The organism is Pantoea sp. Fr+CA_20, assembly GCF_024520835.1.
In the GTDB taxonomy this organism is placed as follows: Bacteria; Pseudomonadota; Gammaproteobacteria; order Enterobacterales; family Enterobacteriaceae; genus Pantoea; species Pantoea allii.
Genome location: NZ_JALNPN010000005.1, coordinates 147,113 through 166,197, shown reverse-complemented (window position 1 = coordinate 166,197; position 19,085 = coordinate 147,113). Strand labels below are relative to the sequence as shown.

Here is a 19,085-nt window from a genome sequence, read left to right as displayed (position 1 = left end):
ATGAATGAGAAGAAAAGTGCCTAACCGGCGTAGTTAAACAGGAGAATCAGGTGTGAGGGTGCGAGCCTGTTCAGCTGGCACTCAAGCTGTTTGTTCCCCCAGGAACGCAGCGGATCGCCACAATAGCTGATGCCCGCCTGGGCATATTTGATGGTCGTCTGCGGGGCATTGACACGCCACACAAAAGGCCAGTCGTCACCGTTCAGTGGGTCCCCGCACACCGACAGCCCGCACAGGGCTGGACGAAACAGCGTGATGGTGACCGTATAACCAAGGTTTGCAGCCATCTGCACAAAATACCCCGGTGACAGACCGCCCGTACTCGTCAGTTTAGAGACCACTGCGGCCTGACGATCGCCGATGCTGTTAATCTCACTGATTGCACAGTCGTCAGGCAGACCCAGCGATGCCTCCCACTCCGGCAACATGACCGTTGCGGTAGGGGGGAAGGACCCTGAAAGTAAAAGCTCGCCGGTGCTGTCGGTCACCTCATAACGCCGCCCCACGGCGCGAAGCGTTTTGAAATGCACGCTGTTTATATCACGGGGCCAGGCTCTGCCGGGGGGAAGAAGCTGGCTCAGTGCGCCGGCATAGTCATCTGCGCTGTACTGGCTCATGTGTAGGTCACCTTACCTCTGACGGGTAATTCCCCCGTAGCGAGAGCAATGTTGGCGGCGGGCTGCACCAGCACGTAACCCGTGGTCCCGTCCACGTCGCCTATCGCCTTGTTAAGGTCTGACAGGTAAATTTTCCCGGTCCCGTCCGGGTTACCCCCTTCAAAAAACACGCCGTCGATCGCCGCCGCGATGGCGGCCACCGTGGTGCTGCCGGCCTGATTTATGCCGTTTATCACAAAATCGACCGTCTTCTTTACCGGGGAACAGACCCACACAACCGCCGTATCGCTCTGCAGCGGAAAGATATGGTCTGCCACCCTTCCCTGGTCGCCGCTGGCTTTAACCGCATAATACGGCTCAAGCGAAGAGACCCCGTCGCTGCCCGTCGGAAAACCCCCGCTCGCGGTCGCATTATCGGTCATGATGTAAATCCCAACGGTACCCGCGCCCATGATGCGCCGCTTCACCCAGGCGCGCGTGATCCCGGACACTTCCAGCGCCCAGGATTTGTAATCCGCATCACTGCCGCCCTGAGGCGGGTTCTGATATGCCAGCAGCACGCGCTGGCGAAAGTCCTCTTCGTCTTCGATGTCCGCGCCGCCGGTCGCGGCCGTGGTCAGTGTGCCGCTGCTCTGAAGCCCCGGCACGTTAACATCCAGCGTGAGCACGGTACCGGCCGGCGCATTCCCTTTCGCACCACCGCCGGTGATATCGGCGGCGGGATCGGACAGCAGCGCCGTGACCGGACCGCTGCCGCTGCCGGTGGCATCCGGTGTAATATCGGCCGTGGTTCTGTACTGAACGCCGTCGCTGCGGTTAAGCAGGCTGCCCGCGGGCAGTGTCGTGTTCACTGAGCCCTGTAGGGTAAAGGTCGGGGACGTGGCCGCGCTGGCCGCTTTGCGGTACACCTTTTTCATGGCGCCCCAGCCGGCCAGATACTCATCGGTTGAGGTAAACGGGTTGGTCTGCAGCGCGATGTAATCAAGATAGGCATTGTGCAGGTGTGCCATCCCCGCATCGGCATCGGCGAGCACGGCAAGGTTGCTGTTTTTAAGGACGGTCCCGGTGCCATCAAGCTCAGTTTCAAGGTAAAGCCGGTTCTGCTGACGCAGTTCGGTCAGGGTAGGACGTTTAAACGGCATAGCGGATCTGCTCCCAGAGCCAGTAAAATTTCATTGCCACCGGACGCGACGCCCCCGGCTGCTGCAGGGTCAGTATCAGGTCCAGCCGTGAGGGCCAGATGATTTGAGCGCTTGCACCCAGATCACTGACAATGCCGTCGTCACGCAGCCAGGCCAGCGACTCCAGCGCGTACTCTTCTGCCCTGAGGGCAACCTCCCGGCTGAGCACCTGTCTGTCGAGTAACCACAGACGGGACCCCATGGGATCCGCGCTGCCGGTATCGCCCCACCAGCCGCGCCGGTCGCTGCCTTCATAGTCATCATCGTCGCGCGCCATCCTGTCGCTGAAAAGGCTGAGGATAACCGCCGTGCGCAGATCGTGACCGGTTTCCAGCATCCCGCCGGCGACTGACCAGTCCGCCCTCATCTCTGCCACATTCCAGGTGTCCGCAATATCGCTCACGATGCCGGTTCTCCCGTTTTCTCCGTGCTGAGCGTGCTGCTGCCGCCCTGCACGTTTTTGATCTGATGACTGTGGTCGTTATATTTATCCCGCAGCGCCTTAACCGACACGCTGTTAGTGTCGCAGTTATCAATAACGTCGCCCGTGACATACAACACCGGCGTATTGAGGCGTACGGAGTCCGTCGCGGTGGCGGTCAGTTTGCGGGCGTTGCTGACCGTGACGTCCTGCCCTCTGGCCTCAATCTCGATCCCCTGCTCTGTGAGGCGCACAAACAACCCCCACTGGTTATACATCGCGGACTCACCGGGATTAAGGCCGACCAGCCGGTATGTCTGGTGACTGGTGGCAATGACCACGGGATTTGACCGATCCCCACCCAGAAAACCCAGAACCACGTCGGTGCCCGCAGGCAGGCCCGAGGTAAAGCCGAACTCTGCCATGCGCGTTGCGCTGGCGGCCTCCAGCGGGGTCTGGTACTGCACCTTCTGTACGACGCCCGAGTCATCAAGTCCGGTAATGCGACCAATGCCCAGCAGGCCGGCGATCCGCGTTGACAGCTTACGCACGACATCATTCAAAGCGTTCATCGGGTTAGCTCCAGAAGTTGCTGATAGAAGGCATAGGGCTGAACGGTGAAGGCGGCGGGGGGCATCAGGGAAAGCTGGGCGTGGGTGCCTTCGCTGTTACGCAGATACGACACCTCCGCCAGCAGCCACTCCTCATTCTCCAGCCCGAACGCCGGGATATTGATGGGGACGAGCGTGTTGGGCTCCCACAGCTTACCCGCGCTGTCGCGCCAGTTGTCCACAATGACGTTAAGCTGTTTTGAGCGACCGTAGCGGCGGTTCATTTCCCAGTCGATACAGCGCTGGGAGAGTGCCTGCGCCGTCATGGTGGATTCCACGATCACGATGCGCTTGCGATAGCGCATGCTGGCGGCTTCCGGATCGCGCGACGTGGCAAGCGTGACCGCACCGTAACTCGCCGACGGTGAAATTTCAGACGTGGGCGTCATGCTCATGGAGACGCCGACATAGTCAGAAAAGCGCTCATCCATGGACGCCCGAAAGTAGGCATCCTCGATGTTTACCCCCTGCGCCACACCGCTGGCGGCACGCCGGGTACCGACGCGCGTCAGCAGCAGGCTGCCGTCAGGCTGATCAAAATAGAGCAGCGCGGACCACCGGCTGATGCGGTCAATAATCTCCTGCGGCGACTCGCCCCAGTTGAGGGTAAACTGCGGCACGCGCGCCAGATCGGAAACGTCAGAGTGAACGCTGATGCCGTAGGGCTGCGCCAGGCGTGAAGCTATCTGCAGCGCATCCGATTCGTTGATCACGTTATTGGGCCATTCTGCGGAGCAGTCCACCAGGTCCTGGCACTTACTGCGCCCCGTCGCCCGCACCTCATGACGCCGCGCGGAGATCATCGGGCTCCACTGGTCAACGTAGCCGGTCATGACCAGGTCATCGTCCAGACGAACCTCGCAGGGCTCCCCTTCCCTGACCAGCTGTTTTTCACTGCTGCCGGGGAAGTAGTCCATCAGGCCGAGATCGAAATCCGAGGGAAGCCGCTCGATGCCGCGCGTCACCCGCACGTCGTCCCAGCCCTGAATATTTTTGCCCCCGACGGTCAGAATAAGTTCATCTTTCACTGGGGTTTCCTCGCCATAAAGCGTAAAGGCATAAAAGCCGGGTGACGCACGCCGGTCTCCTGAATCAGTTCATCGCTGCGGGACGCATCCTGATAAAGGCGCGTGGCCAGCACCAGCGACGGCATCACCGCAGGGACGGACACCTGCATCACGTCTGCGCCAGTGGCACCTTTCAGCGCCATAGCGTCCACAAAAGCCTGCCTGAGCGCCAGAAGCGCGTTGTAACTGTCGTCGTCTCCCCGGTCACCGGCCATCACCAGCGCAGCGTCAAGCTGATCACAGACGCTGTCTTTGATTGCCGATGCATCGCCTGTCCCCGCCGGATTCGCTTCTGCACCGGCAACCGCCATCGCCCCCGAGCAGAGCACGAGGATAAGCAGTGTGGCGCTGGCCGCCACGGAAGCGTTTTCAGGCGTGGCGTAATACTGCCCGCTGTCTGCCGCTGCCAGCTTTTCCAGCGTCCGGATACGCTCTTCGGCACCACCGGGGCTGTTCAGTATCGCCAGCACGATGGCCTGAACCTGTGAGGCAAAATCGTCCATGGACGTGAACGCCGGAAGCGCTGAGGCCAGTTGCGTGATGCTGTCACGGGCCGTCACACTTCTGGCCATGGTGATATTTACCAGCTGCGCGGTATCTGCGGTGTCATCCACATCCGTGGTGCCGGTGGCCCCGGAGGCACTGCCGCCCACGGTTCCCCGGCTGTACCGCCCGTACCGGGTGCTCCCGAACGTTGAGCGCAGCGTGCTGCTGAGGTTGGTGACTTCGCTGACGGTGTCCGTCACCATGCCCTGCCAGAATGAGGCAACCCCGCGCACCGTTTTGATCGCCTGGGAAACGCTCCGGATCTCCCCTTTGACCTGCGCCAGAAAGGAGGCCGCCGTGGTGCTGGCAAGCTTCAGCCAGTTTGTGCTCACCACGTCCCCCGCCTGGGTGCTGCCCGTAACGGAAAACACGCGAAGTCCCGACTCAATAACCGTCAGCGTGAACTCAAAGACGCGAGCCGCATCCATGCTTTCAGTGACCCTCAGGCCGCCTTCCGGCACGCTCACCGTCAGCTCACCCAGCGTCGGGTGAATAAGCGTGCCCGAACCGCTGGTTTCGCAGGCCGCAATCAGCGCCTGACGCTGGCTCAGCACATCGCCTGCCTGGTAGCGCAGGCTGTCCTGCACCAGGAAACCCCGGATCGCTATTTTCCTGACGTCGCGGCCCATGTCCTCCACCCAGACCGTGTCGCGGTACGGATATTCGTGCACGGCCTGACGTCGCCCAAAAACCCCCTCCCCCTCATAAACGCCGAACGGCACGCCGCGAAAGCTTGCCGGTCGCAGATGTGCCTGCCAGTCCCAGCCATCGCCGCTCCCGGTAAGGCCGGAAAGCAGGTTTTGTATGATTGCCATAGAGTTGAAATCCGGTTGTTATCAGGGCCAGGACATGGATGTCGCAACGCGACCGCCCTGCGTGATGAGCTGTTTACGTTCGCCGGTCTTATCGTTAATGAGCGTCAGTTCGACGGCGACTTTATTCTCCTGACCGGCGGCGCCTGACTGTCCACCGCTGCCCGCAGAGGAAACGGGAGAGGAAAGCGTGCCGCCTGACGTCTGTGCATCGGCCTGCCGTTGCGCCTGTAAGGTCTGCGGATCCCGCAGCCCCTTCCAGCGGTCATCGTTGATGGACGTGTGAATGGCCTGATTAATCTCATTATCGGTATAAGGCTGCGCCCCGTTTTCATGAGAAATAATGGCGCTCATCACCCGGCGAAGCGTGGCCGGATCGTGCAGGTTGATACGCTCACGCGGATCAAAGCCGGTTTTTTTCGCCACATCATCAATATAACCCCGTGTATTGTTCTCCCTGGCGGGGGCATAGGTATGGATAATGCCGTTAAGGGTGTTGTTTCCCCGGTCACCATACAGCTGAAGCTGGCGCGACAGCGCCGCCATCCCGTCATGCGGGGTGGGAAAGGTGACAAAATCACCGTCGCTGCCGCTGGCATTTGGCGCATGCCTGAGGTTACCCGGGTTATTGTTTCGGATACCGCGGGCGTTACCCCCCGTGCCCGGGCCGGTATAGGCGGCGGGAACCATAGCAGAGGGTGCTTTAAGTGCAGCGGCAATATCGCCCTGCAGCACACTTGCCTGATCGCCCAGGCCGTAACGTTCCCGCAGATCACGGCGCTGTTTGTCGGTGATCTGACCCGTGATGAGATTCACCTGCTCATCGGCGGGCAGCGAATTCAGGTATTTTTTATCGTCTCTGGCCCGGCGTACCCAGTCGCCCTCGCTGCCCCGAAGATTACCCAGAGCCTCATTCAGTGCCACCGGATCGCCGGGATTCTGCATCAGACGCCCGACGCCACGCAGGCCGTCATTAACAGAGCCGTCGGAAAGCAGACCGCCCGCCACCTTCTGGCGGACCCGGTTTTTAAAGCCGTCCCAGGCCGCACTCAGGCCAGTCAGGTTGCGGTTCAGCTCCACCAGCTGCGTGTTAACTTTGGGATCAACGGTGAGGCCCAGCTCATTTGCTCGGGTGAGGTAAGCTTTCAGCTTCGCCCCTTCACGTAACAACGCCAGGCCACTGGCATCAAGGCCTAACGCGTCCGCGACCGTTTTCTGGCGATCCGGCGTCAGCGACGGGAATACCTGCGCCAGCTGCTCAAACGTGCGCATGACGTCGGCGGTGCCGTCTTTGTTTTTAACAATCTGCACGCCCATCTGGCTGAGCACAGACAGCACGCTGCCGTTACGCCCCTGCAGAGCATCGTTGAAGGTTTTGTACATGCCCTCAACCGACGCGCGCGCACCGTCGCTGTCAGCGCCAAGAATCTGCATGGCCCCGGAAAGGCGGGTGAAATCATCAACCCGCATACCGCTGTTTTTTGCAGCCACGTCCAGGCTGTAGGCGTTGTCAGCGGCCTCTTTCATATTACCGGCAAGCGCCTGCGCGCCTCTGGCGAGACCATACGCGGCAACGCCCGCGACGCCCATTCTTCCGGCAATGCCCCCGAACCGTCCGGCCAGTTCCCCTACCATTTTGAGCGGCGGCACCATGTCGCCGATAAACTGTACGTTGTCCCGTGCGGCCTGCGACATCCCCTGCAGGTAGCGGGTAAACGTGCTGAGCTCGCCCGCCGACTCCTGTCCGCCGAGTTTCAGCGCATCGCGGGTTTTATCCAGCTCCGGTTCAAGTTTGCGGACGGCCTCTTCAATACGCGCGATGGCGGCGCTCGCCTCGTCATTACCGGCGAGCGTGAAGTCAAACACGTTAGCCATCGTCGTCGCCCCCTTTTCTCAGATGATTGATGCGCACCGCCTGGGCGTGCCACCAGGACAGGCGCTGCAGGCTCATTGCCCAGGCGCTGTCCGGCGGCCAGCGGTAGTAAAAGGTCACCTCAGCGGCTAGGCGCTGCCATCGCCCGAAGGCTTCCAGCTCAAAAAACTGAGCAGGTACTCCTCACACTTGCGGTAATCGATAAAATCCATGCCGGACAGAACCGACTCCGGTACGCCGCTGGTGAGCGACAGCAGCAGACGCATGGCGGGAAGGGATCCACGTTTTGCCTGCGCATCGTAAAACTGCTCCACCTGAGACAGCACCGGCGCTTTGAGCGGCAGGCTTTCCCAGGTCTGTTTCAGCGAATCGGAACTGAGCGGGACGCTCAGCGGGATAACGGTGCTTTTTTCAAGTTCAGCCATCTCAGTTCTCCGTCACATCAGCGCCTTCCCAGCGCACGTCAAATACGGCTTCTTCACTGTCCACTTCCTGGGTGTTGACCGTCCAGAGTGCGCGCCCAATGATGGTTTTCCCGTTTGCCAGTTCGGCGATCACGTTGACATTGGTCTGACTGTTGAAGGCAGATACAGACAGGCCACCGGCATCACGCACCTGGCAGGAGATGAACCCAGGCACGGGCTTTTCTTTATACCCGTGCACGGTATCCATGCCGCTCAGCGTGGTGCGCTCCATTTTTGACGGACGGTATTTAAACTGGCCGGCCACCATGATGGTGATCCCGTCGACGGTGACGTAGGCCAGACCGGCGAGCCGGTTTGAGGTATTTCCTGCCATGATGACTCCTTAACTGGCCTGCAGGCGGAACTGGTTAAGCAGCGCGAAGATGCGCAGCTGGTTCATCAGCGTGCCGTCCCAGAGGACATCCACGCGGTTCGGGTTTTTCGCATTCAGCTCAACGATGAGGCCGCTGGCAAAACCTTCCGCGTCCTGCGCATAGCCGTTCCAGACCAGCGTCTGATACTCGGCAATCTGGTCGGCACGGATGACGTTAGGCGTCACGATCGGCAGGCCCGGCGCGAAGCGCGTACCGTTGGCGGCAAGCTGCATGCGCCCGAACTTGCTGGTGATCTGGGTGCGCAGATAGCGGGTAATGAACATCAGCTGAAACAGCGTCTCCACCTGCAGATAGCTGTCATCGGCGTCGCCGTAGGCATTTTTCTGGTAGGTGGTGATGATGTTTTCAACCTGCACGGTGCCGTCATCGGCGACCGTAAAGGTTGAAATCCCGCTGAACAGCAGGTTGTTGCGCTCCGGCAGGTCAAAACGGTCTTCCAGCGCCGGGGCCAGTACCCCGCTGACCGGCAGGGTCTGGGTCGGCCGTCCAGGTGTGTTGCGAAGGCTCGGGGCGATCGCCGCGGTATAGGCCGCCGCCCAGACGTAAGCGGGCGTGGGTGAGCGGTAAACACCGAGCAGGGACTCATGCTGGTTGTTCCGCGCGGCACCCATGGTACCCAGCTGGCCGTAAGTACCGTTGACCACGCTGAACGCGTGTCCGTAGAGCTGCTTGTCCCAGGCCCAGCGCCCCGTGGCGTCCGACAGAAACGCCTTGAGCACGTCAAGCGATGCCGTGTCGGCATAGGGGCTGACGATAAAATCAAAGGTCCGGTCCTGAAGGCTGGCCAGCGCCGCGGTCATGTCCGGCGCACCCGCCCCGCCGGACATCGGCGTAAGGGTGTAGGTCAGACCGGCAGGCGTGGTTTCGCCGCCGGTTCGCCCCAGATAGTTCATGCGGATGTCGATGCCGTTGCCGTGCGCACCGCGGTTTTTTGCGGTCAGCGTGACGGTATCCGTTGCCCCTGCCGTTACCTGCGCCGTCACCGGCAGCGCGGTGGTGCCGTTAATGGCTGCGCTCAGGGCAGACGCCATGGTGACCACCGTGTCGGTGGCGAGCACCGTCACCTGAACCCGCAGCCCGGCGATATACAGCGAAATGACGCCGGTGGCGCTGGGTGCGGTGAGAAACTTCAGCGACCCGCTGGCGGCGGTCATGCTGCCCTGTGCATCCGCGAGCGGCAGGATCCAGATTTCCGCAGCGGTATCATTGGCCTGATACGCGGTCATCATGCCGTGCAGCATGCTCCCCTTGCCGCAGAGCCCCGCCACCAGGGTATCGGAGGAAACCTGCTGGGGAATACCCGGCGTCGCGGTGGCGGTATCGAGCTGCTGGCCAATGATGAGCGTACGCTGAACGGCGGTGGCGGTATTGGCGCGCGAATTATCAAACTCAACATAAAACAGCGGGGTCCTGAGCTGATCAGGAATACGGCTGAAAGCAACCATTACTGTTCTCCTGCGTTTTTGCTGCTGTCAGACGCGGGTGCCGCGGCGGGTGCGGCGGTCACGGGCTTCTGACTGTCTTTGACGCGAACCACATCACCGTCTCGCAGACGGCGGGTCCAGAAGATGTTTTCCGGTACGTCTTCGCCGGATTCGGGCAACACCGTGCCCCTGACGGGGCAGCGGACAAGCCTGCCATCAGCGGGTTTTACTAACATGTGGTTACTCCTGAAGGTTAATAATCATACCGGGTTGTGTTGTGCCGTCGGGCATTTTCACGGCCAGGTCAATCCCGGCGAGCGGTGCGGTGGTGACCGGATAGAAGTCTTCGGGCCCCTGGTAATACTCCACGTCAATTTCAACGGTGAGTTCACCGATATGGCCGGATCCCTCACTGCTGACCGCCACGGCAGAGCGGACCTGCTGATACTGCTGTATCTGCCGGGTCAGCTCGTAGCTGTTGATGATGCCGCGCTCAATCTGCTCGCGGAGCGTTTCCAGCGCGATTTCTGACTGCTGCGCGCCGGTGTTGCCCTCTTGGGTATCAAAAGCCTGGGTGCGGCAGGTGATCCGCACCGTGGTCACCGTGGTGAACTGCGGCGCGTTGCGCCCGAGAGAGTGCTTGACGTCCAGCGGCGTCTGCACCAGCAGCACCGGAAAGTCTTCGTCCATGGTGGGCCAGTCGCGCGGAGAATAGACTCGGTCGCCGGCGTCGGTGTTGTTTTTGAGCGCGGCCACCACCAGGCCGCGAATGTCGGCGGCATTCATGTACTACCCCCTGACTTCGTTGAGAACCAGCTTCGTGCCGCCGTGACTGTCCGGCTGGACGTCCGCGATCACGAAAAGCTGGTTCACTGTCCGCCCGCCGGCGACGGCAATGTAAAGTTGATCGCCCTGGCGCGGCGGTGACCGGAATTCCGCGTCACGCACGCCCAGCACGGGTTTGGTGGTATTGATGGACGGATCGCCTGCATCCATGGGCTGGACATCCTGCGTGTAGGCCCGGTCAAAAATCCCGTTGATGGTGTACGGCTGGCCACGGCCCTTGTTCGGGCGAAACTCCACGGCGTCACCGAATATGCCGTGGAGCGGGGCCAGCAGATGCTGGTCCCAGTTCACGCTCATGACGCAACACCCGGTGAGCTGACGGAAACCGATGCGGCCTCACGCGCCTGCGCCTCGCGGCGAAGCGTGTCAAAGTCAACGACAACGCCCGCAGCAATCAGGCGTTTCGCCTCATCCGCAGGCAGGTACAGCCGGGTGTTCTGACGATAGGTTTTGCCATCGTGACGCAGGGTGTGGCCCTTACGCACCACAAAACCGGAAACGTCTTCATCTCCGTCATTCTCTGTGTGCTCTGCATCACCGTCAGTGTCTTCGTCCGTTACCTCAGGCGGCGTGACCGTTGTTGTCTGGTCGCCGGTCATCAGCTCAGGAGGCAAGCCGCCGAGATCGTCTTCGGTTTTTGAATTGTCAGTTTTTGCCATATCACACCACCGTTGCGCACAGGGACGCGTTCACACGACTCGGGATGACCAGCGGCGCGGACTGCATCATCAGCAGGCGCTGTGCCGGATCTTCTTTTACCCAGGTCTTGGGCGCGTATGCCAGCGGACCGTAGGCGAAAGCCGGATCAAGAATGACGCCAAAGGCGCGGGTCCCCATCAGGTCCGCACCGCTCATGATCACTGCGCCGTCGGGGATCATCGGCTTTTCAATGTTATCCAGCGGGTCAATGAACCAGTCGTTGTACAGCCACAGGTCAAAGTTACCCCAGCGCCCTTTATAAACCGCCCCCTTCATGACCTGCGCACCGGCATTCACCTGGTTGCCAAACGGGCTCAGCGCCGGGAACGTGATGGCGTTGTCCTTGATGGTGGTGTCCAGGCGAAACGCGCGCCACGACTTGTTGGTAAAAATCAGGTCGGTTGGCACGCCGCCCGACTCTTTGAGATAGGTGGTCTGCCACTCTTCAACATCATCAGACGGCTGGGTGTTGGTCTGCCCGAACGGGACCGAAGTCGGCCATTTGTCCGTCCCGCTGAGCACAATGGTCAGGTCCGCGGAGCGGCCAAAATCCACCACCTTGGTTTCATAGCCCTCACCCGCGACGGTCACCGTGCCGGAGACCAGCGCACTGGCCGCCATCCACTCCAGGCGGCGGTTGATCATGTCAATCTGATCGGCCATCTCGAACTGCAGGTTCAGCATTTCGCGCTCAGCTGCGGTGTATTCGCCGCCGATGCGCTCACCAATCTGGCGGCGGATAGGCTTGCGCAGATCCGGCGCGCGCTTGTCTTTGATGTAGGGGGGCTTAAACGTGTTGGTCTGGTATTTGCGCTGCTCAACCAGCTTGCCCTCCACCAGCGGCGACACAAACGGGGCCATACGACGTTTACCGATATCGACATCGATCGACACCTCTTCCGTTTCGTAGGTCACCACGTTCGGAAAGAAGCGGTCGAGCAGCCAGTTCTGACTGGTCATCAGGTTGGGAACGACCTGCACCAGGACGTTGGTATCAAAAATATTCATGGTTTCTCTCTGTGAGACGTACCGGCCACTGCCGGTACGGATTCCGGACGCGCGCGACCCTGCCGGGGAAATGGCATAAGGCGCAGTTTAAAAGGGAGTTAAATCAGGAAACCGGGGCCTGAATGCTGTCGCGCAGGAAAATGCCCTGCGGCATCAGCGCGGCTTTCAGGTCATCCAGCAGCAGCACGCTGTTCACGTACCACGTTTTGTCTACAATCAGGCGGTTCTGGTTAAACTCACCCATCAGGTACACGCCGCCGATCACGTCCGCCAGGGTGCTGTCCACGTTGTCCACCAGAATGGCCGCCGGGACCTGACTGCCGTCGGTGGCGGTGCGCACGCACGGTACCCACTTGCCCGCGCCGGCGGCAACGGTAAGGGTAAAGGTATCGCCTGCCACAAAGGCGTTAGCCCCCGCGGTAAGGGTGAAGCTGACCTGCGTACTGCGATAGACGCTGCCCACGGTGGCATTACCCAGCACGGCGCTGGTCGGGTCAGTGACCTGGAAGGTGTTGGGATCGGTGGCGGTCACCGTATAGGCACCGGCCACGGCCTGTGACCCCAGGGTGAGACCCGTCAGCGTACCGTTGCCTTTGTTGGCACTGCCCGCCGTGGCGGCGGCTGATTTCTGCGACTGACGCCCCAGCACGGTACCGCGAAGCAGCGGACCCAGTTTTGCAATGGTCACGCTGTCGGTAACAAGCTGCAGCGGACCGCTGACAAGCTGGTCCGGCACGAAGAGTGAGCTGGTCATTCCCGGCGCAAACTGATTCTGTCCAAACTGATCCATTATTTATTACCTCGGGCTGAGTTGTAGAGACCGGTCATTTTATCCACGACTGCACTGGCGCGGGTTGCCGTGGTTTTCTGACCATCGGGGCCCAGACGCACGTTACCCGCACTGCGCATGCGATCGTCAAGCGAGGCGCGACGCGGCTCAGGTGCGGCGGCGGCCGATCCGGATGACTTCATGACGCGGATGGCGTCGGCGGAGCTCATGCCGGTGTTAAAGGCCAGCGAGGCCGCCAGCGCCGGGTTTGCGGCGGCGTAAGAACTGTTAAAAATGCGGGCACAGCGCTGACGTTCAGCGGTTCGTGCCTTGCGGCCGTCGCGCTTTTCATCGTCATCACCGTCGTCGTCATCCCCTTCGCTGGCGTCCGGATCACGTTTTTTATCGTCATCTTCGTCGGCGTCAGGGTCCTTATTATCATCGCCTTCCGCGTCCGGATCGTCGCTGTCGTCATCAGCATCCGGGTCGCGGTTGTCGTCATCATCCTGCTCTTCCGCGCGACGGCTGCGGGCCTTTTTGCCCTTTTTCTCCTCGTCGTCGTCATCGTGTTCTTCCGCGGCGCGCGCGGCGGCGGAACGGTTCAGGCCCACCAGGTGAGCAAAGGAAAACGGTTTTTTTGCCATGTCAGGCTCCGGTCAGTTTAAGTAAGTTAAGAAATGCCGCGTCAGGGGTGATCACCTCATCCGCCAGGCCCAGCGCCACGCCGTCAGCCGCCATGAAGCAGGCCGCCTCGGTGTCACGCACCACCTTCTCTTTCATGCCGCGGTTGCGCGCAACGGTACCGACAAAGATTTCGCCCATGGCGTTAATGTCTCGCTGGATGGCCGCGGCGGCCTCGTCGGACAGCGTGCGGTAAGGATTGCTTTCCGCCTTGCGTGAACCGTAGGTGATGATGGTGACCGCCAGCCCCTCCTCCTTGATGCGCTGCGACCAGTCAACGTGCATGGTAATGACGCCCACCGATCCCACGCCGCCCGTACGGGGAACGCAGATACGATCGGCTGCACTGGCCAGCGCATACGCTGCTGAGTAGGCGTTTTCGGTCAGGATGGCGTGAACGGGCTTTTCACCCCGCGCACGATAAATTTCATCCGCCAGGTCAAAGCACCCGGCCACCTCGCCACCGGGTGAATCAATGTCGAGGCAGATACCGGCCACCTCAGGATCGGCCATGGCAGTGAGAAAGGCCTGGCGGATGCCGTTATAGCCCGTCATGCCGCTGTAAGGCCGCAGACTGCCGAGTTTCTGCACCAGCGTGCCCTGTATGCTTATCACCGCCACGCCGCCGACGTTGTCATAACCGGGATCGGCTTTGGTCTGCCGCCGGCGGCGGTAGTCATAATCGTCATCGTCTTCCATCGCCATGCTGGCTTCGATGCGCGTAATGCCAAACCGGTCGGTGAGCGCAGCCATAACGACTTCGGCCTTGCGGGGATGGATAGCCAGCGGCGTGTTGAACAGCCGCTGCGCCAGATGGGGTAAATTCACTTTTCCTCCGGATCACGAATGGTTTCGGGCGCGAAGACATCGGCCTGCGCCCAGCTCGGCAGCGGCAGCCCGCGCTCGATACAGGCGTCGATTTCCCGCTTGCGCTGGTCCATGATTTCTTCCCAGTCTTCGCCCACGTTTTCTGCCACCTCCAGCTCGAGCGTCGAGATACCCGCATCGAGACCCAGAATGGCGCCTTTTTTCTCGGCAACCGGATCCACCCAGCCCCGTCCCGGTCCCATCCAGCGGGCGCGACAGTAGGCCGCGCGGGCGTCAATGAAGTCCGGCGCATTTCGCGGCAGCGGTAAGTCTTCGGTGTCGTGGATTTCCTCAATAAAGGCGGAGAGAATGGGCTGCGCAAAGCCGGACGAAAAATCATCACGGCGTCGGGTCAGAGTTTTCCAGGCCTCCAGCATCGCCGAACGTGCCGAACTGTAGTTAACGTCAGACCAGTCCTGCGTCACCTGCTGCGTCGAGAGCCCCGTCGCGGCCGCGATGTTACGCAGCGCCGCGCTTTCAAAGCCCTCAAAGTTACTGGTGGGCCTGGCGGCGTTAACGGTGGTGATGCTTTCACCCGGATACAGCGTTGGCAGCCTCACCCCGTTCTGCAGCGAAATGCGTCGGTCCCTGTGAAACTCTGTCCGCCCGTCCTGATAGGTGCCCAGCGCGGTATCGTCATAGTTTTCACCGAGTGCCGATTGCACCATCTCAGGGTCATAAGGCGAGGTGACATAAGCTCCGAAGACGGCGTTGAGAATGGCCGCCTCGAGCTCTGACTGATCGTACTTGATGAGCATTTTCAGGCGCTGCACCACGGGGGTCAGGATGCCGTTGCCGCGATGCTGCGCGGCCCTGTCGTGATCGTAATCGTGCACGACATGGGGACGGCCCCAGGACGTTTCGCGCGGGATCCGCTGCCAGGTCATGGTCTTCGGTCCGCTGAACCAGTCCCCTATGTGCGCCTCACGGATGTGATAGGCAACGGGCGCACCGTCCGCATCAATCTCCACACCGCCGCGAATGTGGGGCATGTCGAAATTCTGCTGCGGGTTGCTCAGACGGTCCGGATCGACAATCTGCACCGTAGTGGCGTAACGCCCGCGCCCGTGTCCGAGCCTGTCGGTACGGTACTGCAGGACGGCCAGCGCATCACCGTCCAGCAGCTTGTGCCGGAATCCCAGGCGCAGCATCTGCGATACGGTCTGCTTGCGCTCAGCGTCGCACCACCGTCCGGGGTCATTTGCCCAGGAACGCCAGTGCGCCTCCACCACCTTGCCGTATTCGTCGGCCCAGCTGGCATCAAAGGCTTTGTTCCCGGTCATCATGGCCAGCATGCGGTAGTCCGGCTTGAGGATGGGCCGGAAATTCGCCCCCACCGCATTATCCAGCACGCGGGTGATGCTGCCGCTTGCCCAGCCGTCATTTCGTGCGAGGTCACGTACGCGCGACACAATGCGGTCGCGGTAGATGTTGATTTCATTATCCGGCGACCAGAGCGCAGGCTGCCAGTTGGCCAGCTGGTCGCTGAAGGAATCCGCCGCGTCATAGGGCACACGGCTGCCGCCCGTTAGCGCAGAAAAAGATGGGCGTGAGGGGCGCAGCGGCTGACCGTCCGCGCCCAGTATCTGTACTTTTCCGTTCATCAGAATCTGAACCTTACCGGGCGACGCGGACGGGTGACGATGCCAAGCTGAGCCTGAAGAAGCTGGATCAGCGCCAGAAGATCTGCAAGCGAACTCTGCTGATAGGTCACCGAGCGGGTGCCGTCGCCCTGAGAATAGGAAAACGACACCCCGCGGCTGCCCGTGGTCAGATCGATGTAAGCCTGCTGTGCCTTCACCAGTGCGTCCTGCAGCTGCGCAGGCGTCATCGACCCGGCAAGCAGGCTGGTATTACGGTTGAACATGATGATTTTCCTAGGCCAGAAGCTTTGAGATGGATTTTTTCCTGGCCGGTTGTTCCGGCTCAGAAATCACGGCGCCCGGCAGCCGCAGGCTGGTTTTTTCCACCGGCGCGGCGGCCGGCGCGATTAACCTGTCCGGATTTTCCGCGATGCTTGCCGCAAAGGCGTTGAGCTTAAAGCCCATATGAAGCAGGCCACACAATGCCGCGTAGGCATACACCCGGCAGTCGAGCGCCTCGTTCGCCCGCCCCGGCAACTGCTCCCACACGCGGTAGCGCTGGCCGCCTGACACTTTCACCACCGACCGCTCAGCCAGCAGCTGACTGAAATACCCCAGATCCCGATCGGCAGGGAAATGCATGTAGCCCGCGGAGGCCTGACCCGGCTCGGGCGGTTCAATGTGCAGGCGGGCACGGATAGCATCCTTTGCCGCGTTGACACCGATTATCACCGGCCTGAACTGACTGCGGTTGCGTGCAGACGGCGCTTTGGCAGGCCAGACCGGGGAGCGTTTGCCGCCCCGTGCCGACTCACCTTTGATTGCCCAGACGCGCCGCCCCAGACGGGCCTTGGCGAACTCATACACCTTTTGCGTGTGGTGACCGCCGGAGTCCATGCAGGTGGCCATGATGCTGAATCCGCGACCGTCGGCCCGGCGCCAGATTTGTTTCAGATATGCATCCAGCCTGAGCCACGGCTCATCCGTCTCCAGATCGCCCTCGATGACATCAAACGCAACAGACCAGGACTCTTCATTAAGGCCCCAGCCCACCACCTCTATTTCAAAACGACCGTCCTGGGTATCGACCCCGGCCACCAGCACGGCCACGCCGTCAGGCACCTCAGCCGGCCAGACTTCGCCACGCTCAGTGAGCTTACGCTCGCTCAGTGCTTTTTCGCCGCGATCCTCATACACCTCACCCAGCACCAGGTTAATGAAGGTCTGGCGCATGAGCGGATCATCTTTCACGCGCAGCCACTCCGCCACCAGATATTTCCAGGCGGCGTTGGGAAAGAGGCTGTAACCCGCCCAGATATGGAAACCGGCGTGACCAGTGAACGGACGGTGCGCCCGCCATTCGCCGCGCTTCACCATACCGGCCTTGTCGTTGTGATGGATGACGCAGCCATGGTGGCGGCACACATAAAACGCCGTCTCAGGCAGGCCCTCACCGTTCTCGTCCTTGTCCCATTTGATGCCGTAAGGCGTGTCGGGACCGCCCCACTCCAGCACCTGATACTCACCACAGTGCGGGCACGGGACATAGAAATGGCGCTGATCGCTTTCGGCAAACGCTTTTTCAATACGGGACACGCCCTTAACCGTGGGCGTTGAGCCGAGCACTATCTTGCGGTTCCAGAAGGTTTCCGAGCGCTTGATGCCCAGCGCTATCTGGTCACCCTCGGTACCGGCACCGCCGGACGGGTAACCATCCACCTCATCAAAAAGGATGATGCGGCACGTGATACGGCGGAAACCACCGGGGCTGTTGGCTCCGACCAGTGTCAGGTTGGCACCGTTGAGAAACTGCTTTTTCAGGATGGTCTGGTTACTGTCTTTCGCCTTGCTGTCACCGGTAATGGCGGCCAGCACCGGCGTATCGCGCAGCATGGGCGCGATTTCGGTCTTACTGTAGTCTTCAGCATCCTCAACGCGGGGCTGAACGACCAGAATCGGAGACGGATCGTGCTGCAGGTAATACCCGACCACGTGGTCGAGTATTTTGGTATAGCCCACCCTGGCCGATTTCATCACCGACACCTGGGTCACGTGCGGATCGGTAATGGCGTCCATCATGCCGTCCTGATAACCAAACGAGCGAAACCGCCCGGTCTGGGCACTGGTCTCTTTTGACAGGACGGCGTAAGTATTGGCCCACTGGCTCAGGGACAGCGGCAGAGGGGGACGGATATCACTGCGTCTTGCGGTCAACTCACCGCTGAAGTTATGCCATGCTGCGGAGTTACTGAGGCCCTCGTTTATCATTTTCATCCAGGCTTAACTCCTCCATTGCCTCATGAACCACCTCCTGAAGCGCTGCAACAAACTCCGCATCACTGGTGGTTGAGGCAAGCACCCGCAGGCGAGGACCGTGTTCAGGTGCAATGGCAATAAGGCGTGTTCGCATGCGTGAATATTCCTGACCGACAGCGGCGATCATGTCTTTATAGGGGAGAACCTGGCCGGACTTGATGTCGTACTCCAGTTGGGTCAGCAGGGCCAGATAGTTTTCCTTCATCTGGCGCGCTTCATCCAGCGTCATTTCCAGACCGTTTTCGCTGATGATACGCTCGACGACTTTCGAAGCCGATTCGGCGCGCTCCTCGTCGCGGGTCTGAGCGGATTTGTTACCCTTCCCGTTATTACCCTGTCTGTTACCTGACTTGTTACCCTGTTTGTTACCCTGGCTGTTACCTGGTGCTTTTTTTTCGGGTCGGGTAACAGTTTTACGGAAGCGTTCGATCAGGGCGTTTGAGGCATCAACATTTATCTCTTCACCGTCCAGAACCAGCCAGCCACGGGCCTTCCACGTGGTCACCGTCTTACGGCTGACTCCGTGTAGCTTTGCAAAATCGGACTGATTCATGTGTTACCCTGGCTGTTACCTGTTACCCAAATTTCAAAAGTTCGTAGCTAGCCGGATAACGCGGCGCGCAATGCCCGTGAAATAAAAAGGTCTCAGGAGGGACCCATTCAATTGATAACGGTTATCATCTTTATAAAAGATTCATTTTGGGGGCCTGAAAACGGAACAACCATTACCTTTCGCGGTAGTCGTCATCGTGTTCAAGGCATTTATGTTCGAATGATTCGTGATGCCAGGCATCGAGATGTGAAGTTTTGAAAAGATGGTGTTTGTTAGGACTTTCACTACCTGATCTTCACTGCCGTCCAGAGAGTGAGGGGTTACCGTCATTTCGTTTTCTTCGGACATAAAA

23 protein-coding genes are annotated in these 19,085 nt (G+C 60.4%); all 23 read right to left on the bottom strand.

Going from position 1 to position 19,085, the window contains the following annotated elements:
- Positions 1 to 20 precede the first annotated feature (20 nt).
- Positions 21 to 617, bottom strand: a complete 597-nt coding sequence (locus tag NR177_RS09225; RefSeq protein WP_256852757.1) for a YmfQ family protein — start codon at positions 615 to 617, stop codon at positions 21 to 23.
- Positions 614 to 1,759: a baseplate J/gp47 family protein gene (locus NR177_RS09220; protein WP_256852756.1), complete on the bottom strand. Its 1,146-nt coding sequence runs from the start codon at positions 1,757 to 1,759 to the stop codon at positions 614 to 616. The genes NR177_RS09225 and NR177_RS09220 overlap by 4 nt, the downstream gene beginning before the upstream one ends.
- Entirely contained in the window at positions 1,749 to 2,201 is a 453-nt protein-coding gene (locus tag NR177_RS09215) for a phage GP46 family protein (RefSeq protein ID WP_210452490.1), read from the bottom strand. The genes NR177_RS09220 and NR177_RS09215 overlap by 11 nt, the downstream gene beginning before the upstream one ends.
- Complete coding sequence (locus NR177_RS09210; protein ID WP_256852794.1) at positions 2,198 to 2,782, bottom strand: phage baseplate assembly protein; 585 nt, start codon at positions 2,780 to 2,782, stop codon at positions 2,198 to 2,200. The genes NR177_RS09215 and NR177_RS09210 overlap by 4 nt, the downstream gene beginning before the upstream one ends.
- A gap of 5 nt (positions 2,783 to 2,787) precedes the next feature.
- The gene (locus tag NR177_RS09205; RefSeq protein ID WP_256852755.1) at positions 2,788 to 3,858 is read right to left on the bottom strand and encodes a phage baseplate assembly protein; all 1,071 of its coding nucleotides are present in this window, start codon (positions 3,856 to 3,858) and stop codon (positions 2,788 to 2,790) included.
- A complete protein-coding gene (locus NR177_RS09200; RefSeq protein WP_256852754.1) occupies positions 3,855 to 5,258 on the bottom strand; it encodes a DNA circularization protein in 1,404 nt (467 codons plus the stop codon). Before NR177_RS09200 ends, NR177_RS09205 begins: the two co-directional genes overlap by 4 nt.
- A gap of 21 nt (positions 5,259 to 5,279) precedes the next feature.
- Positions 5,280 to 7,130, bottom strand: coding sequence for a hypothetical protein (locus NR177_RS09195; RefSeq protein ID WP_256852753.1), 1,851 nt, complete (start codon positions 7,128 to 7,130; stop codon positions 5,280 to 5,282).
- Positions 7,123 to 7,248 carry a hypothetical protein gene (locus NR177_RS09190; RefSeq protein ID WP_022622596.1) on the bottom strand — a complete coding sequence of 42 codons (126 nt, stop codon included), beginning with the start codon at positions 7,246 to 7,248 and terminating at the stop codon, positions 7,123 to 7,125. The genes NR177_RS09195 and NR177_RS09190 overlap by 8 nt, the downstream gene beginning before the upstream one ends.
- An 8-nt stretch (positions 7,249 to 7,256) precedes the next feature.
- Positions 7,257 to 7,553: a phage tail assembly protein gene (locus tag NR177_RS09185; RefSeq protein ID WP_256852752.1), complete on the bottom strand. Its 297-nt coding sequence runs from the start codon at positions 7,551 to 7,553 to the stop codon at positions 7,257 to 7,259.
- A gap of 1 nt (position 7,554) precedes the next feature.
- Positions 7,555 to 7,926, bottom strand: a complete 372-nt coding sequence (locus NR177_RS09180) for a phage tail tube protein (protein WP_058708025.1) — start codon at positions 7,924 to 7,926, stop codon at positions 7,555 to 7,557.
- A gap of 9 nt (positions 7,927 to 7,935) precedes the next feature.
- Complete coding sequence (locus NR177_RS09175) at positions 7,936 to 9,432, bottom strand: phage tail sheath subtilisin-like domain-containing protein (protein ID WP_256852751.1); 1,497 nt, start codon at positions 9,430 to 9,432, stop codon at positions 7,936 to 7,938.
- Complete coding sequence (locus NR177_RS09170) at positions 9,432 to 9,647, bottom strand: DUF2635 domain-containing protein (protein WP_058708023.1); 216 nt, start codon at positions 9,645 to 9,647, stop codon at positions 9,432 to 9,434. Before NR177_RS09170 ends, NR177_RS09175 begins: the two co-directional genes overlap by 1 nt.
- 4 nt (positions 9,648 to 9,651) lie before the next feature.
- Complete coding sequence (locus NR177_RS09165) at positions 9,652 to 10,197, bottom strand: ATP-binding protein (protein WP_256852750.1); 546 nt, start codon at positions 10,195 to 10,197, stop codon at positions 9,652 to 9,654.
- 3 nt (positions 10,198 to 10,200) lie between these two features.
- Complete coding sequence (locus NR177_RS09160; protein ID WP_256852749.1) at positions 10,201 to 10,554, bottom strand: hypothetical protein; 354 nt, start codon at positions 10,552 to 10,554, stop codon at positions 10,201 to 10,203.
- The gene (locus tag NR177_RS09155; protein ID WP_256852748.1) at positions 10,551 to 10,916 is read right to left on the bottom strand and encodes a hypothetical protein; all 366 of its coding nucleotides are present in this window, start codon (positions 10,914 to 10,916) and stop codon (positions 10,551 to 10,553) included. Before NR177_RS09155 ends, NR177_RS09160 begins: the two co-directional genes overlap by 4 nt.
- 1 nt (position 10,917) lies before the next feature.
- Positions 10,918 to 11,964: a major capsid protein gene (locus NR177_RS09150; protein ID WP_256852747.1), complete on the bottom strand. Its 1,047-nt coding sequence runs from the start codon at positions 11,962 to 11,964 to the stop codon at positions 10,918 to 10,920.
- A gap of 103 nt (positions 11,965 to 12,067) precedes the next feature.
- Entirely contained in the window at positions 12,068 to 12,754 is a 687-nt protein-coding gene (locus tag NR177_RS09145) for a head decoration protein (RefSeq protein WP_256852746.1), read from the bottom strand.
- Positions 12,754 to 13,377 carry a hypothetical protein gene (locus NR177_RS09140; RefSeq protein WP_256852745.1) on the bottom strand — a complete coding sequence of 208 codons (624 nt, stop codon included), beginning with the start codon at positions 13,375 to 13,377 and terminating at the stop codon, positions 12,754 to 12,756. The genes NR177_RS09145 and NR177_RS09140 overlap by 1 nt, the downstream gene beginning before the upstream one ends.
- Before the next feature lies 1 nt (position 13,378).
- Positions 13,379 to 14,242 (bottom strand): S49 family peptidase, encoded by an 864-nt coding sequence (locus NR177_RS09135; RefSeq protein WP_029568880.1) that lies wholly within the window; start codon positions 14,240 to 14,242, stop codon positions 13,379 to 13,381.
- Positions 14,239 to 15,885 carry a phage portal protein gene (locus tag NR177_RS09130; RefSeq protein WP_256852744.1) on the bottom strand — a complete coding sequence of 549 codons (1,647 nt, stop codon included), beginning with the start codon at positions 15,883 to 15,885 and terminating at the stop codon, positions 14,239 to 14,241. The genes NR177_RS09135 and NR177_RS09130 overlap by 4 nt, the downstream gene beginning before the upstream one ends.
- A complete protein-coding gene (gene gpW / locus NR177_RS09125) occupies positions 15,885 to 16,148 on the bottom strand; it encodes a gpW family head-tail joining protein (protein WP_029568882.1) in 264 nt (87 codons plus the stop codon). The genes NR177_RS09130 and gpW overlap by 1 nt, the downstream gene beginning before the upstream one ends.
- A 10-nt stretch (positions 16,149 to 16,158) precedes the next feature.
- Positions 16,159 to 18,138, bottom strand: coding sequence for a phage terminase large subunit family protein (locus tag NR177_RS09120; RefSeq protein ID WP_256852743.1), 1,980 nt, complete (start codon positions 18,136 to 18,138; stop codon positions 16,159 to 16,161).
- Positions 18,110 to 18,733: an RNA polymerase subunit sigma-70 gene (locus NR177_RS09115; RefSeq protein WP_256852742.1), complete on the bottom strand. Its 624-nt coding sequence runs from the start codon at positions 18,731 to 18,733 to the stop codon at positions 18,110 to 18,112. The genes NR177_RS09120 and NR177_RS09115 overlap by 29 nt, the downstream gene beginning before the upstream one ends.
- Positions 18,734 to 19,085: the final 352 nt, after the last annotated feature.